The 16,590-nt window shown below is 40.8% G+C and carries 16 protein-coding genes; 11 read left to right on the top strand and 5 right to left on the bottom strand.

All coding sequences use genetic code 11. The annotated features are described in order from the left end of the window. Window positions 1–108 precede the first annotated feature (108 nt). Complete coding sequence (locus NU887_RS04710) at window positions 109–1,245, bottom strand: AI-2E family transporter (RefSeq protein WP_258422206.1); 1,137 nt, start codon at window positions 1,243–1,245, stop codon at window positions 109–111. Between the two features lie 179 nt (window positions 1,246–1,424). On the opposite strand from NU887_RS04710, the gene NU887_RS04705 reads away from it, so the two are divergent. The 5 genes from NU887_RS04705 to NU887_RS04685 all read left to right on the top strand — a co-directional run bounded on the left by NU887_RS04705 (window position 1,425) and on the right by NU887_RS04685 (window position 6,632). Further along, window positions 1,425–2,525, top strand: a complete 1,101-nt coding sequence (locus NU887_RS04705; protein ID WP_258422205.1) for a vWA domain-containing protein — start codon at window positions 1,425–1,427, stop codon at window positions 2,523–2,525. Between the two features lie 3 nt (window positions 2,526–2,528). After that, entirely contained in the window at window positions 2,529–4,049 is a 1,521-nt protein-coding gene (locus NU887_RS04700) for a P-loop NTPase family protein (protein ID WP_258422204.1), read from the top strand. A 277-nt stretch (window positions 4,050–4,326) separates the two neighbouring features. Further along, a complete protein-coding gene (locus tag NU887_RS04695; protein ID WP_258422203.1) occupies window positions 4,327–4,752 on the top strand; it encodes a hypothetical protein in 426 nt (141 codons plus the stop codon). Window positions 4,753–4,853: 101 nt separating this feature from the next. Further along, window positions 4,854–5,207, top strand: a complete 354-nt coding sequence (locus NU887_RS04690) for a hypothetical protein (RefSeq protein WP_258422202.1) — start codon at window positions 4,854–4,856, stop codon at window positions 5,205–5,207. A 276-nt stretch (window positions 5,208–5,483) separates the two neighbouring features. After that, the gene (locus NU887_RS04685) at window positions 5,484–6,632 is read left to right on the top strand and encodes a hypothetical protein (RefSeq protein WP_258422201.1); all 1,149 of its coding nucleotides are present in this window, start codon (window positions 5,484–5,486) and stop codon (window positions 6,630–6,632) included. A gap of 736 nt (window positions 6,633–7,368) precedes the next feature. Here the strand turns inward: NU887_RS04685 and NU887_RS04680 are convergent. Continuing rightward, a complete protein-coding gene (locus tag NU887_RS04680; protein ID WP_258422200.1) occupies window positions 7,369–8,001 on the bottom strand; it encodes a hypothetical protein in 633 nt (210 codons plus the stop codon). Then, window positions 7,988–8,485, bottom strand: coding sequence for an RNA polymerase sigma factor (locus tag NU887_RS04675; protein ID WP_258422199.1), 498 nt, complete (start codon window positions 8,483–8,485; stop codon window positions 7,988–7,990). The genes NU887_RS04680 and NU887_RS04675 overlap by 14 nt, the downstream gene beginning before the upstream one ends. A 572-nt stretch (window positions 8,486–9,057) precedes the next feature. Here NU887_RS04675 and NU887_RS04670 point away from each other — a divergent pair. Further along, the gene (locus NU887_RS04670) at window positions 9,058–9,657 is read left to right on the top strand and encodes a hypothetical protein (protein WP_258422198.1); all 600 of its coding nucleotides are present in this window, start codon (window positions 9,058–9,060) and stop codon (window positions 9,655–9,657) included. Between the two features lie 442 nt (window positions 9,658–10,099). Beyond that, complete coding sequence (locus NU887_RS04665) at window positions 10,100–10,603, top strand: hypothetical protein (RefSeq protein ID WP_258422197.1); 504 nt, start codon at window positions 10,100–10,102, stop codon at window positions 10,601–10,603. A gap of 59 nt (window positions 10,604–10,662) precedes the next feature. On the opposite strand, the gene NU887_RS04660 is transcribed toward NU887_RS04665, so the two are convergent. Further along, window positions 10,663–11,256 (bottom strand): gluconate 2-dehydrogenase subunit 3 family protein, encoded by a 594-nt coding sequence (locus NU887_RS04660; RefSeq protein ID WP_258422196.1) that lies wholly within the window; start codon window positions 11,254–11,256, stop codon window positions 10,663–10,665. A gap of 4 nt (window positions 11,257–11,260) precedes the next feature. Then, window positions 11,261–12,967, bottom strand: coding sequence for a GMC oxidoreductase (locus NU887_RS04655; RefSeq protein WP_258422195.1), 1,707 nt, complete (start codon window positions 12,965–12,967; stop codon window positions 11,261–11,263). Between the two features lie 215 nt (window positions 12,968–13,182). Here NU887_RS04655 and NU887_RS04650 point away from each other — a divergent pair, with 215 nt between their 5' ends. The 4 genes from NU887_RS04650 to NU887_RS04635 all read left to right on the top strand — a co-directional run bounded on the left by NU887_RS04650 (window position 13,183) and on the right by NU887_RS04635 (window position 16,483). After that, complete coding sequence (locus NU887_RS04650) at window positions 13,183–13,839, top strand: hypothetical protein (RefSeq protein WP_258422194.1); 657 nt, start codon at window positions 13,183–13,185, stop codon at window positions 13,837–13,839. A 114-nt stretch (window positions 13,840–13,953) separates the two neighbouring features. After that, window positions 13,954–14,892, top strand: a complete 939-nt coding sequence (locus NU887_RS04645) for a sugar phosphate isomerase/epimerase family protein (protein ID WP_258422193.1) — start codon at window positions 13,954–13,956, stop codon at window positions 14,890–14,892. Between the two features lie 12 nt (window positions 14,893–14,904). Further along, window positions 14,905–15,345 carry a DUF2214 family protein gene (locus tag NU887_RS04640; protein WP_258422192.1) on the top strand — a complete coding sequence of 147 codons (441 nt, stop codon included), beginning with the start codon at window positions 14,905–14,907 and terminating at the stop codon, window positions 15,343–15,345. A 103-nt stretch (window positions 15,346–15,448) separates the two neighbouring features. Next, entirely contained in the window at window positions 15,449–16,483 is a 1,035-nt protein-coding gene (locus tag NU887_RS04635; protein ID WP_258422191.1) for a WD40/YVTN/BNR-like repeat-containing protein, read from the top strand. Window positions 16,484–16,590: the final 107 nt, after the last annotated feature.

The raw sequence follows: 16,590 nt of genomic DNA, 5'->3' as shown, positions 1-16,590 counted from the left end.
AAATCAAAACCGATTGTTGCATCTGCTTCCAATCCAAATCAGAAAGCCGATCATTGTGGGATTGGGGATGGAATAGGTCTGTAATCCTTGTGATATTCAGGACCGGACTTATTCACTTTCGCCTGCAAGCCAACCCACCGCAAGCTTGTATCCAAGTGTCAATATGATGGCTCCCGTAAAAAGACCGATAAATCCCGAAAATATAAATCCCCCGATGGCACCCATAAATACAATGGCCATCGGTGCAGGTGCGCCTTTGCCCAATAAGATCGGCTTGAGAAAATTGTCCAACAATCCTGCTGCGATCATCCAAACGGTAAATAGGGTTGCTGTCAGGCTGTCCGCTGTCCCCCAGATATAGATAATGGTCCCGATCGAAACCGGAAGAATGCCTATTTGCACAATCGATAAAATGAGACATATCAAAATCCAAACTCCTGCAAATGGAATTCCTGCAACCACGAGACCTACTCCTGCAAAGATTGCCTGTATCAGCGCCACTCCCAATATTCCTTTGACTACGTTCCGAATTGTCACTTCCGCAATTTCTGCCATATCCTCACCCATTTTTCCTGCAAGTTTGGTGAAAATCGTTTTGAGCATTTGCGTGCCCTCCTTGGCATAGGCGAGCATCACCCCACTGATGCCAATGGACAATGAAAACAGCAACAATCCCTTTGCACTGCTCTTCAAGAGATCCAAAAACTTCAGCAAATAGGGTTTGATTTCTTCTTGGTGATTGGTCAGGGTTTGCGAAAGACTTGCCGAAGCCTCAGCCCACAGACCATAGATCTTTTTCCCGATTATCGGCCATTCTGCCACCTTGTCGGCCGGAGGAGGTATATGCAGGTCATTGCTTCGGTAGGCATTGACTAACTCCTTGAACTCATCCGCAGTCGCGATCAGCAACCACACTCCCGGCCCGATGATTAGCAACAGCAGCGTGAGCGCAATGATGGTGGCAGAAAGTGCATTTTTTCCCTTCAACCTGCGTGAAAGCCTGACATGAAGAGGGTAAAATGTCGTCGCCAAAACAGCTGCCCAAACCAAAGGTGTGATAAATGGCTCAAGGATGAAAAACACCAAACCAATATCAGACCTAGCGCAAGCAATTGCAGAGAATGATAGACAACAGGGTTGATCTTGATTTTTTGGTTGGATTCGGGCAAGTTCTTTTCCATACAAGTTGCTGAATGTTTGGGTTTCAGAGTCTAAGGTAAGTGTCCTTTGGCAATGGAATGGCATTATTTAGAAATAAAATTTGGATAAAATTCCATCTTTGCCAAATTTTTATAGGTCAAAACCATTTCAGACTTCAATAACCAAATAACCTTTAACCTCTCACCAAAAACCAAATAATCCCCACCCAATTATTTTTTCCCGAATCCAAACCAGCTTTGCCTTGATTGTGTTATGACTTTGCTATGAAAGGATTTCGATTTACACAGTACGTACCGCCCAACGATCCGGAGAAAAATACCTTCGAAAACCTGCTCAATATTTTCCTCCAACTCGTGACCATGACCGGTGGAGATGTGGCAGAGGCATTGTCTTGGTTGACCAACCTCGACAAGCGCTACAACATGACCAATCCCGGTTACGGCATCGGTGATTTTATAGAAGACCTCAAAACCAAAGGCTACCTCACTGAGGAAAATCAAAAAGGAGAATTCCAGATCACTTCCAAAGCCGAGCAGACTATACGGAAAAGTGCGTTGGAAGAAATCTTCGGCAAACTCAAGCGCGGCAAAAGCGGCCAACACCGCACCACTCACTCAGGTCAGGGTGAAGAGAAAGGAACTGACCGCAGGCCTTACACTTTTGGGGACAACCTTGATCAGATTGCGCTGACAGATTCAATCAGAAATGCACAGGTAAACCACGGTTTTGGAGGGGATTATCTTTTGACCGAAGATGATTTGGAAGTTGTCGAGAATGAATTCCGCTCCCAGACTTCCACTGTGCTGATGATTGACATCTCGCATTCGATGATTTTGTATGGTGAGGACAGAATCACGCCGGCTAAAAAAGTCGCCATGGCACTTGCCGAACTCATTAAAACCCGATATCCAAAAGATACCCTAGATATCATAGTATTTGGAAATGATGCCTGGCAGATTGAAATCAAGGATTTGCCTTACCTTCAGGTCGGGCCCTACCACACCAATACCGTCGCAGGACTGGAGTTGGCGATGGATTTATTGAGAAAGAGGAAAAATCCGAACAAGCAGATTTTCATGATTACCGACGGTAAACCCACCTGTCTCAAAGTCGGGATCAAATACTATAAAAATGCCTTTGGCATCGACAGCAAGATCCTCAATGAAACGCTCAAGCTTGCCGCACAATGCCGCAAACTGAAGATTCCTGTCACCACATTTATGATTGCTTCGGATCCTTACCTGAAGGAATTTGTCAAGGAATTTACCAAAGTCAACAACGGAAATGCCTATTACAGTAGCCTCAAAGGTCTTGGAGACCTGATTTTTGAAGATTATAAAAGAAACCGAACCAAAAAATTTTAACACATGGATTACAGCAAACTAGCAGGAAAAGACCTTTTGAAGATAAAAACCCTAGGCGAACTCAAAGCCGCCGGATACCAATCCAAATCCATCAAAGAAGAACTCCGCCAAAACCTGATCCACAAGATCAAAAACAAGGAGAACGTATTCGAAGGCATTTGGGGATATGAAGATACAGTCATTCCTGACATCGAGCGGGCCATCCTTTCCCGTCACAATATCAACCTCCTCGGTCTCCGCGGTCAAGCCAAAACCAGGATTGCGAGACAGATGACGCACTTGTTGGACGAGTACATTCCTGTGGTGGAAGGCTCCGAACTCAATGATGATCCCTTTGCTCCGCTGACGACTTTTTCAAAAGAACTCATACAGCACAAAGGCGACCATACACCCATCACATGGTGGCATAGGGATGACCGATACACCGAAAAGCTTGCAACGCCTGACGTATCGGTAGCTGACCTTATCGGGGATGTCGATCCTATCAAAGCCGCAACGATGAAGCTTTCTTACAACGACGAGCGCGTCATCCATTACGGATTAGTACCCCGCTCCCACCGTTCTATCTTCGTCATCAACGAACTTCCGGATCTTCAGGCAAGGATACAGGTGGCGCTTTTCAACATCCTCCAAGAAGGCGATATCCAAATCCGTGGTTTCAAATTGAGATTGCCGCTGGATATTCAGTTTGTATTTACCGCCAATCCGGAGGACTACACCAACCGAGGTTCTATCGTCACGCCGCTGAAGGATAGGATCGAAAGTCAGATCATCACGCATTATCCCAAGAGCATTGAAATCGGCAAAAGAATCACAGCCCAGGAAGCAAAACTGGACGGAAAGCCCTTGGACAAAATCCATGTGCCGGTGCTGATGAAAGACCTCATCGAGCAGATTGCCGTGGAGGCGAGAAAGAGTGAATATGTGGATGAGAAAAGCGGTGTATCAGCCCGACTGACTATCTCGGCTTATGAAAACCTCATTTCCGCTGCCGAAAGAAGGATTTATATGAATAATGAGGAAAATACGGTTGTCCGAATTTCGGACCTGATTGGCGTCATTCCGGCCATCACAGGAAAGGTGGAACTCGTCTATGAAGGAGAACAAGAGGGCGCTGGTCTGGTAGCATATACCCTGATCGGCAAAGCCATCCGCACACTCTTTACAGACTTCTTCCCATCTCCTGAACTGAAGAAAAAAGAAAAGGCAAACAACTTATACACCCTGCCGCTATCATGGTTTGGAGAAGGAAATACCCTTGATTTATTGGCTTCGCAAAGCGACAAAGAATACAAGACACTCCTGCATCAGGTTCCGGGTCTCGAAAGCATCGTGACTAAACAGGTTAAAGCATTACCCGAAAGAGAAAAGGAATTCTTCATGGAATTTGCACTTCATGGATTGGCAGAATACAGCCAACTCAGCAAAAAAATGCTCGACACCGGGATGCAGTTCAAGGACCTGTTCAGCTCGATGTTTGACATGGGGACACCCGGGGACGAGGATTTTGATGAAGACAATTAATTATTCCAATACACACAGCTAATCAATGAAAAGACCCTCCTGAGCCATCGGGGGGGTTATTTTTTTGAATTGTTCGGATTTATAGAATTCCTGCAGGATTGGGACAGTAATTTCCAAATCAACAATTAGTCTGAAAGGAGGATTGGATAATTAACTAAAAAAAACTAAGTTTAAAGGTTGGAGAAAGAGAGAAGTATTGTTAAGTATAGAATGATTTGGATATTTGTGAACAAGAAATCTTGATGTACCATCAGTCATTATTTTAAAAATTTTTATTATGACAAAAATTGTTTTCCAAACCCTTATCGCTTTTGGGTTTTTAACTGTAGTTGCTTCTTGTGATAAAACTGAATGTAAAAATACAAACACCATTTTCGAGAATTATTCACCTGACGCTAAGGAATATAAAGATGAAATAGTTAATCAATTGGCAAAAGTCGACAAGTCTAAACTGACATATTGGATGGATTCTTATCAAGAAAAAAATAATTCTCAATACATTCATGCCCACATCCAAGGTGACGGTCTTTGCGCCAAAATCATCATTACTTTAAAGGGCATGGATAAAGGAATTGAAGGAATTATAAAAAATAAAGGAAGAGGTTATAGTGGTGCTGAACTTGAAGATTTAAAGTTTGAAATCAAACAAGACAGCCTGACAACTGAATTTGTTTTTCAACAAATAAGCGGAATTGTAGACTAAAGAAGGGCCTCATTTCGGCACCAAAGAAAACATGGGGCTTTGGAATACTGACAACCATTTAAAAAATTCAACACAAATAAAGTCTCACTAATATGTTGAAAATGGAATCACTTTGGTTTGAAATTGCAATTGTAAGTATAATTTATGCCTTGGGTAATATACTTATGGGTCATTTTGAAGAACAGACACCTAAAATTCGTAGAGTTGGAAAATACCTGATGACCCTTATTATTGTATGTGGAGTTTCAGCTTACTTTGGAAGGACAGTATCAATGACATTGCTATCACTCTTTATTATTCCATTGTTATATGTTCACGGTTATTATTTACCAAAGAAAAAAGGAATCAATGGTTGGACAGGGGAACCGAAAAGTCGATATTATGAATTCCGAAAGTGGGACAAAAACATATTTTCAAAAGGAGAAGACCCTGAAAATCAAAGTCAAAAGCGCTAAAATAGTGGATGTGAAAATAACAAGTTCATTGGTTAATTGAAGCTTGTGCCTCTATCAGTTTCATTATTATCAGATTGGTTAGTGTTAATAAATTGCTTGGTTTGCCAATCTTAAAAACATTATTCCAAATCCCCATCTAATACGGGTACCTTCAACTCCAAATTTTTATGGTATGAAAGACAACCTGCAAATACCCATGGCAATGCCGGCGTTCAATGGAATTGAATTTTGGGGTTATCTTAGCAGGGGAGGACATTACATTTATTTTATCGACCAATGAAAAACATCCTACTGACAATTATTTTTCTTAGCGGATTCTACCCCCTTTTTGCGCAAGACAATACTGATCCAATAAGCCTATTGATAAGTTCCAGGGTGGACAAGACATCCGAAGAAATAAACGCAATAATCAAGCTCTATGAGAACTATTATAGGTCCAAACCGGACTCGGTTTACGACAATCCTTATTGGAACAAAAAGGAAAAGGCCCTTTACAAAGACTTTGACTTTAGCAGAATAAGTATTTTTCAGGGGGGAATGGATGCCAATACCTTATTCCAATATTTTTCACCTTTTGTACTGTCAGTAGAACCGATTGGGGATAAATATCAGATCAGGGTTTTATTTTCTTCAGCAACGACCGACCCCAAGTATGCAGGATCCAAAGTTTGGTGTATTCAAAAACTGAATGCCGTTAAAGAAGGTGAATCCTGGGTTTTGGAAAACCTGATTGTCGAATTATCAAAAGGCTGGAGCTCCAAAAAACTTGGTTGCATTGACTATATATTTCCTCCTACACATGAATTTGATATACAGGAAGCCGATCGGGCAAAAAGTTTTTGCGAGGAGATTATCCGAAGATTTAATCCCGGTTATGATGGGGAATTTAAGTATTACATCACAAGCAGTATGGATGACATGGGATTGCTTGAGAACTTTGATTATTATTTCGTCGGAATAACCTCCGGAAAAGCCAGAGAAGGAATGATTCTGACTGCAAAGGGGAATGAATTTTACCCTCATGAGTTTATTCACAAACTGCTGCCTTCGAATCCCAAAAGGAATTTTGTGGTTGAGGAGGGGCTTGCACAGTTCCTCGGAACGAAAGAGAATAAGGAAGAATATGAAAGCCTTATGAACAAATTGGCCGTTGATCTGGAAGAGCATTCAGAAACAATAAATTTCAAGTCTGTGATATCCCAATCCGAAAGGTACAATGGATACCAAACAGCATATCCTGCCGGTGCTGCGATTTGTGAACTTGTCCATGGCCATAGTGGAGATCAGGGTTTACTGCAATTGTTGATGGCAGATACAATGGAATATAAAAATCTGGTCATAACCATTTGCCTTATTACAAAATTATCGGAGCAAGAATTGGAAATAAAATGGTCTGAAACCTTAAAAAAATATCGGAACCTGTAATGCCTTCAAGGAAAAAGGTGTTTTGGGGAAAGATGCAAGGGACTTTACATTTTAAAAACTGGACTAAACATAAAATATAAGGTAACAGAAATTATCCTCTCGGCAGTTTCGGCAGTGCTAATTATTTTGGGGGTTTACTTTTGGCAAAAAAACGATTACCTTCTTTCGAATGGCAAAAAGCTAAAGGTATACTCTTCCAGAATGTCAAAGAATCAAGTGTAATTTACAGAGGTAAGGGTCATTATTTCCTTGTCGTCAGGTTTTTGATTGAAAAGAAAGAATGGATTACCGAGAAGCTTCTTGTCTTGTATAGTCATGCGATGAAGGGAGGGTCCAAGGTGTAGGTATTGTATGATCCTGATGACCCTTTGGAGATTTTGGGAGGGTTTTGTTTAGCGTCTTAGCTTCACCGAAAATGTGTCCTAAAATTGGAAATCAAATTTTTGGGGGAGATAATCCCACAATTTTAAATTGTCAAACAGAGATTCGATATAAATTTGGGAACCTCCTTAGGGGTATATTAAATAGCTGAAAAGATTTGGGTTTTTATAATTCAAAAAAAATGTTGGGGTATGCCAGAGGTTTTTTTTACAAAGAATTAATCATAAATCCTTTGAGAAAAAGGAACAAGCTTCCAATCGGCTAGTACGTTATGTTAAACATATAAACCTTCCCACATTATTTCCCTCTTTATACTTGTGGTTTTTGCTATTCCCTGAAAGCCATTTTCCCGGTATCAGAAATTCGAGTCGTCCACTGATGAAGTACCCTCAAGAAGTGAATACCACTGTTGAAAAATGGTCTTCAAATTCGAGGAAATCTCTTCCAAATTATCCAATTCTTTTTTTAGGTAGACTTTTGCCGGACCAAACCAAGCCAGACCCATGCAGAGTAAATAAATTAACGAAAATCCGACTTTATAATAGTCATTCGGATAGCTTTTCAAAACTTCCGGTAGATAGAGCAAAAATGCACCATTTAGAAGGAAAAAAAACAGGGGCGAAACATTCTTGAGATATGAAGTCCGATGTTTATAATAAGCATTCCATTTTTGCAGCTCTTCAGAAGGTTTTCCATCTTCATGCATTTGGGCAAGTTGAAAGTAACTGAAGGCACTGAAGGCGGCCTGAATCAACAAGATCAACATTATCAAAACAATGGAAGCCAATGAAAATCCTGTTACTTGATTTTTTGGAGAAACCAATCCGATCCAGCCAATCCAAATGATTAAGGAAATCAGGCCGGCACAACTCCAGAATGCTCTTTTTTTGAGCAATGACCGAACAGATCGGATTTTTTTGAATTCTTTCGGTTCTTTTTGAACAGGCTGCAGTTTCCAGATGGCAGCAAGGGTGTTAAATTCTTTCATGACGTTGATATATTTCTGTTAATTCTTTTTTGATTCTATGAATTCTGACTGCAATCGTGTTCTCTTTAATCCCCGTAATCGCCGATATTTCGAGATAAGGTAACTCTTCCAATACCAATGTGATAAGGATTCTGTCCGCGGGACGCAGTTGACCGATGCAGTGATATAGATGCTGAATTTGCTCCTCGGTCCCATCTTCAGGATTGGATATTACTTCAGATTCAGGACTGTTTTCCAAACGGGAAACCGGCTTTTTACGGGATTTACGTAAATAAGTCAAGCAGACGTTGACAGCGATTCGATAGATCCATGTACTTACGCGCGATTCTTGCCTGAATCTGTGCCAATTTTCCCAAGCACTGATAAAAGTTTCCTGTATAAGGTCTTCAGCTTCCTCGGGGTCAGCAGCATAACTTCTGCATAATCTACGGATTGAAGGATAGCATTCTTGATAGGCCTTCTCAAAACTGACAGACTTGGACATTTGCCTTTAATTTTATTATAAGATGTAAAAAACACCTGCAACCTTACAAGCTTTCAATTTTTTTTTACAATCCTGATCCAAAAAAGAGAAAAAATAAGTGATACTGTTATTTAACTAAAAGAGATTAGGTTTAGGTAGGTGCAAAATACCCCAAAATTTATTGATACATGACCGATTTGAAAGGATATCAAAAAGTGTGATTGATTAACGTTCGGTAGCTTCACTAATTAAAACCGCCTTTCGACGGTTTTTCTTCTATTTAGACTCCAGGAGAAACCCAAGTTTTAGAGCAGATTTCAAATCCAAAAATTACCCATATTGTAGGATTGGATATTTAACTAAAAGATACTATGTTTAAAGAATTGAAAAACATCATTAACTATAGAGCTTTTTTTGACGTTTCAAATTCCAAGTAGAAGAGTTACTCAAAACCAAGCCTTGGCGAATTATCTCTACTTAAAAAGTTGACTTCATAAGCTGATAGGAAAAATTAAACAATTTAAAATTTGATATTCGATCTTTATCCTTTTACGACAAGGTATTCCAATTATTTAATCCTAAAACAGGACACTATGAAACAGCTTATAATTTTAATACTCACAATTTCACTAATGGGCTGCACCGAAAATGAAATGGAGGATAGAGAACCAAATTACACGCTATCTTTAGCCAATAGTACTCCAAGCTTAAGCGCAAACTTAAATTCCCAATCTATAAATTGGAGATATGGATTTCAGGAGTATCAAATGATAATAGGATATTGCAATGCAAATGGGGTTAGCGGCACTAAAGAACCTTTGAGAATTTTAAATTTTGAACTTTCAAGTGATGATACTTCAAATAAGTTTTCGTTCACTCTTCCGAAAATGGATACTTCCGACCCAAATGAGGTTAAAAGTGTTTTGAGTAAAGGTCAAAAACAACTAGGTCATTCCGACAATCAATTTCAGTTTTATATACGAAAAGACGGCATTTATTATTTCAATTCAGCTTCTAATCAAAAAATAGAAATATTGAAAACTGAAGAAATCATCAAAGAAGACAACCAAAAGCGCATGGTTGTATGGGTAAAAATTGAAAATTTAGAGTTACAAAACGAAACCGGTGAAAAATTGCATCTGAAAAATGGCTTGATGGTGGCAGAATTATATGGTCATATTATGGAAAATTAAATGTACGAAAAACGAAAGAAATAAGATATCAGGGCTACGCCCTAGGTTGTTTTCCTTCAAAAATTTGTTCTACGAAGATGGCAGGGCTACTCCCTTGAAAAAATCGGAAGCCCTGCTATTCATCTTCCCTTTTGATGAATTTCCCAATGGTTTCAAATCAGAACAATTCTGATAGACCAGGGGGCGTAGCCATGAAATCTTAATTTAAAGCCAATTCCTCACAAATTTAAAGTCCCTTTGCCTAAAAACACTCCCCACAAAAAACCACCTCGACAGTTTTCTTTTTTATCTACTTGAGGTATTCCCCACATTCTGAAGCACATCATTTCTTTTCTTGGTTGGAAAAATTTCCCCTATCAAAAGCTGCATTTTAGGAACCTTCATTATTTTAAACTAATTTCACTATTCAAGGCAAAATTTTTTTACCACAAACAAAATAGAAATGAAAAATTCGCTTCCAATTTTCGTTTTATTGATTTTTATTTTTTCTTCTTGTGACTACAAACTTTTCTCAGAAAAATATGAGAATGAAGAATTGAAAACCTATACAGGGGATTTGTTTTTTAAGGTGGTTGACATTCGAGGGTATTACAATGTTCCGGATTCATCCATTCAGAATTTTGAAGCAATGATTAAAAAAATGAAATCAAAAGCTATCATTCCGGATAATGAAAAAAGGCTTATTGAATTTGTGGAGCTATTAAAACGTGAGGAATTAATAGATAAACCAAACTTCTATTTAAAATTAGATTCAAAAATTTTAAGGGTTTTTCTTGATGAAAAAGACTATCAACTTATACAGGATTATAACCGTAATGATCTCTTGAGTGAAAACAAAAAGGTTGAAATCAGCTTAATGGGAACTCCCATAGAGCATGGAATAATAAAAGGTTTCGAGATAAATTTAGTCAGGAAGGTGGATGGAATAACTGAATGGGAAAAATAACTCCGATTTCGATCAATCTTTCTGAAGCAAAAAAAACCGCCTTTCGACGGTTTTTCTTTTTATAGACTCCAGGTATTTCCGACATCGGAGAGGGGAATACATCCAAGGAATTCACCCGGGATGGGATCGTAGCTGAGTACGTTTTTGCCGATTTCCTCTGAAGAGAAGTATCCCCACATGGCCATGGACTTTAGCGAGCGGTAGAAACCTACCGGTTCCTGATTCCCGACGGCCGTTCCCCATACTTTTGGATTGAACTTCGGGGAACTTGCTTCTGCGGCTTTGAGGCAGGCGGTTTTGTCTTCCGGACTCAGGTTGGCAAAGACATCGCCATAGGTGGACTTGCAGTCAGCATTGAATTTTTCAATATCCTCCACGACTTTGTCTTGGGCTTCTTTGTTGTAGGTCTTTGCCCAAACCAAATCCATAAAAACATCGGTCTTTACATCCAAAGCGCCGGGTGTTTCGGTTTTTGGCAGGATAGTATCCACAAATGCGGAGATAAACCTCGCCTGATCTTCATTCAAAAAGACCGGTTGCCAAGTGAGTCTGTCCTGCTTTGCGCAGGACTGAAGCAGGGAAAGGAGTGTCGGCGCTGCGGCGGCTGATCCCGCCAAAAGTGCTGTTTTTCTAAGTGCGTCTCGTCTGTTCATGGCATTAGAGGTTATTTTTTTTGAGTTCATCGACGGCAAAGTTTGCTGCCCGGGCAGTGAGTGCCATATAGGTAAGAGATGGATTGACGCATGAGGAGGAAGTCATGCAGGCGCCATCGGTCACAAACACGTTTTTGCAATCATGTACTTGGTTATTTCCATTAAGGACCGAAGTCTTTGGATCGTGTCCCATGCGTGCGGTACCCATCTCGTGGATGCCGTATCCCATTTCATGTTTGTTGTCAAAGTCGGTGATGTTGGTCAATCCTGCGCGCTCGAGCATATCCTTGGCATCTATCCTCATTTGGGCATTGATGGCAAGTTCATTTGCACCCCATTCTGCATCTATCGACAAGGTCGGCTGACCCCATTTGTCGAGGACGTCTTTGTTGAGGTACACTTTGTTTTCATGGTAAGGAAGACATTCTGCAAAACCCGTAATGAAGAATTCCCAAGGTCCGGGTTTCATCATGCTGTCTTTGAAGTCTGCACCAAAGTCCTCCACATTGGCACCTGCTCCCCAGTTGCCTCTGCCTCCTCCTCCTTGATAACCAAATCCCCTAACGAATTTGTCGGTTTTGGTTTTTTCATCCAGATTGACATAGCGTGGGATATAGATGCCGTTTGGTCTGCGGCCTTTGTAGTATTGGTCGTCAAAACCCTCCACATTACCCATTGCGCCAACCCTGTAGGTATGGTCCATGAGGTTGTGTCCCAATTCCCCGCTGTCATTGCCGAGTCCATTAGGGAAACGGTCAGAAACAGAATTCAACAATATCTGTGTGCTGCTCAGCGTGGAGGCATTACTGAAAATGATTTTGGCATTGTATTCAATGACTTCGCTTGTTTCGGAATCGATGATCCTGACACCGGTGGCCCTTCCTTTTTCCTTGTCATAGATCAATTCCTGTACAATGGAAAACGGCCTAATGGTCAAGTTTCCTGTGGCATTTGCAGCAGGCAAAGTCACGGCATTGCTGCTGAAATAAGCGCCGTACGGACATCCACGATCGCATCGGTTTCTGAACTGGCATTTGCCACGTCCGTTAAGCGGTTCGGTCAGGTGGGCCACCCTTCCGATAATCATATTTCTTCCTGAAAATTCCTTTTCTATTCTTTCTCTTACGTGTTTTTCAACACAGTTAAGCTCCATCGGAGGCAGAAAATGACTGTCAGGCAATTGTGGCAATCCAAGTGCTTCCCCACTGATACCGGCAAACTTTTCTACATAAGTGTACCAAGATTCAATATCCTTGTATCGGATCGGCCAATCTACCCCATGACCATCTTTCATATTGGCTTCGAAGTCCAGGTCAGACCATCGGTAAGTCTGTTTTCCCCAAAGCAGGGACCTTCCGCCCATCTGATGGGCGCGGATCCAAAGAAATGGTTTGACTTCGGTATAGGGGTTTTCGAGGTCGTTGGCATGGAAATGATGGTTCATCTCGCCGATAAATCCTGACCTGTTTCCTTTGGGATGAATATCCCGCTGCTCGGGAGTGAGTCCTCCGCGGAGTTCGGTATCCCAAGGATCCAAGGTCATGGTGGGGTAATCCACGACATGTTCGACGATCCTGCCCCGCTCCAGGACAAGGGTCTTCAGTCCCTTTTCGCAGAGTTCCTTGGCAGCCCATCCCCCGCTGATTCCCGATCCGATGACAATCGCATCGTAGGTCATCTCCTTTTTTGCATCGATATTAAAATTGGCCATTACAATAGGTTTATTTAGAAGGGTAAAATATAGGGATTTATCAGGAAAAGGGGGAAAGAGTTTTAAGGATTTTACTTGGAAGGCAACATTATGGATAATCGACTCAAACAGATAGAGCAGATTTATGTAGGGTATTGTTGAGTGAATTTTTGATCAAAAGAAAAAATTGGAAGTTTAGGTAATTGGCTTTAGTTTAGTTGAAAATGAATACAAACATGAAAAAAATACTTCTTATTATTCTCTTGCTATTAAAGGGATTGAATGCTTTTTCCCAAGAATGTGAAAGTGAAAGTTTCGTTTTGGATGAAAAGCACCATACTCCGAACATTGATTCGATTTTCAAATTGGATGTGGAAATGAGAATAGAGTTTTATGCAGATCTAAATAATCGAATTATTCCTAAATATTTTGGTTTGAAAAAAACGATACTACAAGAAATTGATAAAGATGATTTTAAAATGATTTTCACTTTAAAATCAATTTATGAAAGCCAAATAAACAGTTACTCGGAAGAAATGAATAATACTCACCAAGATTTATTCTTTAATACTGCTCCATATAGTAAACTGAATTTGCTTCTCGTTTTTGAAACTTTGAAAACATTTCCTGATACATATGCTATGATATTTAATTCAACTGTTTTGAATAGAAATATGAATAATGAAGACGAGGTAATTAAAAGAAATCTTAACAGTAAATACTTTGATAAATTAAAAAAATATTCAGATTGTATCGAAGATTTGTACATAGACATTCAGGAATCCAAACAAAAATATAAAATCATAGACATCATGCAGAATACCGGTCAAAAAACCGAAAAGGATAAAAAAGACTGTGATACCTTGGATTTGTTAATTTGGGCTATTCAGTAAAAAAAAATCAACCCTTTAATTCAATGTCAATGAGTATCTTTTCAAGGTTTATCTGGTTCATGGAATTTTAGCAATTTTATAAGTACCTTGATTTACTTTCCAGACCATTGAATTATGACCGATCGCCGCAATTTTCTCAAATTAGCACTTCCCCTTGGATTGGGTTTGGGAGTTTTGCCGCTTCAGGATGTTTTTGGTGCCCCAAGCCAGAATTTCGATAAATCTCCTTCCTCCAAAATCAAAGTAGGCCTGAATGCATGGTCCTACTATGTGCAGCTCTACAAATACCAAAAAGGAGAAGCCGGAGGCATGAGTCTCTTTGACATGCTGGAAGAATGTGCCCGATTGGAATTTGATGCGGTAGATCCTACAGGATATTTTTTTCCCGGATATCCCAACAGACCTGAAAGAAAATTTATCAATGAATTCAAGCAACGTGCTTTCCAACTCGGTCTTGGAATCAGCGGAACAGGCATCCGCAATGATTTTGCAACTGCGGATAAAGTCAAAAGAAGTGCTGATGTCGCCTTGGCCAAAGTTTGGATTGAGGTTGCTGCAGAGATGGGAGCGCCGGTGTTACGGGTTTTTGCCGGTGTGCAGCCCAAGGAACATACCTGGGATGAAACGTCTGTTTGGATGGCAGAGGCTTTGGCCGAATGTGCCGAATACGGGAAGCAGTTTGGTGTGATGATCGGTGTCCAAAACCATGGTGACATGCTCAAAAGCGCTGATGAAGGCATCAAAATCCTGGATATGGTGGATTCGGATTGGCTCGGGACAATCGTAGACACCGGGTTTTTTCTGACTCCTGACCCTTATGCAGATATCGCACGGGTAATTCCTTATGCGGTCAATTGGCAGGTGAAGGAATTACTAAGTGACCGAAAGGGAGGAAAGATCGACATAAACAAGCTCGTGGCCATCATCCGGAATTCCAATTACCGTGGGTATGTTCCGATCGAAACCCTTCCCGATCCCGATCCAAATGTTCCCTATAATGCCATGACCAAAGTCCCTGAATTGTTGGGAGATTTAAGAAAAGCCTTATCCTGATACCCATTTCATATGTCCACAGAAATCCTCCTCCGCTACGTTCACTTTATCAGTATTTTCACCATTGTGGGCACACTAGTTTCAGAGCATTTACTGCTCAAAAAATCCCTGACGCGATCAGAAATCGACCGTCTTTCTAAAATTGACGGAATTTACGGTCTAGGGGTATTGGTACTTTTGGCTGCGGGAATGATGCTATGGCTGGGAGGATATGGCAAGCCTACTGAATTTTACAGCAAAAATCCCATTTTCAATATCAAGCTAGGCTTTTTCGTCCTCATTGGTTTGCTTTCCGCCTATCCTACAATTTTTTTTATCAAAAACAGAAAAGGAGATCCTGAGGAATTGATCCACATTCCCAAATCAATATTCTGGATGGTCAGGTTTGAACTGCTGCTTTTATTCATCATTCCGATTTTGGCAGGTCTAATGGCCAAAGGCATCAGTTTGTAGAAATGAAATCAAATAGAGGAAAATTCTGTTGTACCTCTGATCCGACAAAAAACCTATTTACAAACATTTTTTGCGAGATATTACTAAAAATATAACCACGACTATGAAAATACACATCTCCTTTTTTTTGCTCTTCCTGCTGCTTGTAAGCTGTGGCAAGGCCAAGCGAATCGTCATTCCTGAAAAACCCTTGGGTTGGAAAATAATGGAAACCCAATCAACAGCTTCTTTGCGTGGTCTGTCCCCGATTACAGAGCAGATTGTATGGGCAAGTGGCTCGGGAGGTACTTGGCTGAGAACTTTAGATGGCGGCCAAACTTGGGAATCGGGAATCATCGATGGCTTGGATTCAGTAGATTTCCGGGATATTGAGGGCATTGATGCCAATACTGCCGTAGCCATGGCCTCAGGTCAGCCTGCCGTCATTTACAAAACCATAGATGGAGGTATGACTTGGGTGAAAAAATACCAGGGTCCCGAAGAGGCCTTTTTGGATGGGATGGTTTTTTATAAAAATACTGGATATGCCATCGGGGATGTCGTGGAGGAAAAATGGATGGTCCTCGAGACCAAAGACCTTGGCGAGACCTGGCAATGGATGGAACTTTCTCCACCCGGACCTGTAGGAGGCGGATCCTTTGCGGCAAGTGGTTCGGGGATTTTGGCAGACGAAGACAATATCTGGTTTGCAAGTGCGGGTAAGGACAGTAAAATCTACCATTCCGCTGACAATGGATTTCATTGGGACAAGTACAATACGCCTATTTTACAGGAGGAGGATTCCCAAGGGATTTTCTCCATGGTCAGGATTGACCCAGATGGTATTGTAGCTGTGGGTGGAGATTACACCCAAGCGGATTCGAGCTATAACAATTGCATGGTCTCTTTGGACAAAGGAAAAACATGGAATCTGATTTCCGGAAAACTTCCAAGTGGCTATAGATCAGGAGTTGAATTTTATGCCAGATTTGGATGGCTGATTACAGTAGGGCCAAATGGGTCGGATTTTTCCACCAACCGGGGAGATGATTGGGAGAGATTTTCAGAAGAGGGATTTCATGCTGTCAAAATTGACCATACCACCACTTCCATTTGGGCTTCAGGGGCCAAAGGAAAAATAGCTAGGCTAGTCTACTGAGAGACTTGTCTGCCCTTCTTTTCCATGGTTTAAAAATAGGTAAAGTTTTTGAGGCTATTGTCAAATTCTGCTTTCTTGTATTATCTTTAAAATCCTGATAAGGTATT

Source organism: Aquiflexum gelatinilyticum, assembly GCF_024741135.1.
Taxonomy (GTDB): Bacteria; Bacteroidota; Bacteroidia; order Cytophagales; family Cyclobacteriaceae; genus Cognataquiflexum; species Cognataquiflexum gelatinilyticum.
This window is presented reverse-complemented; position numbering and strand designations above follow the sequence as displayed.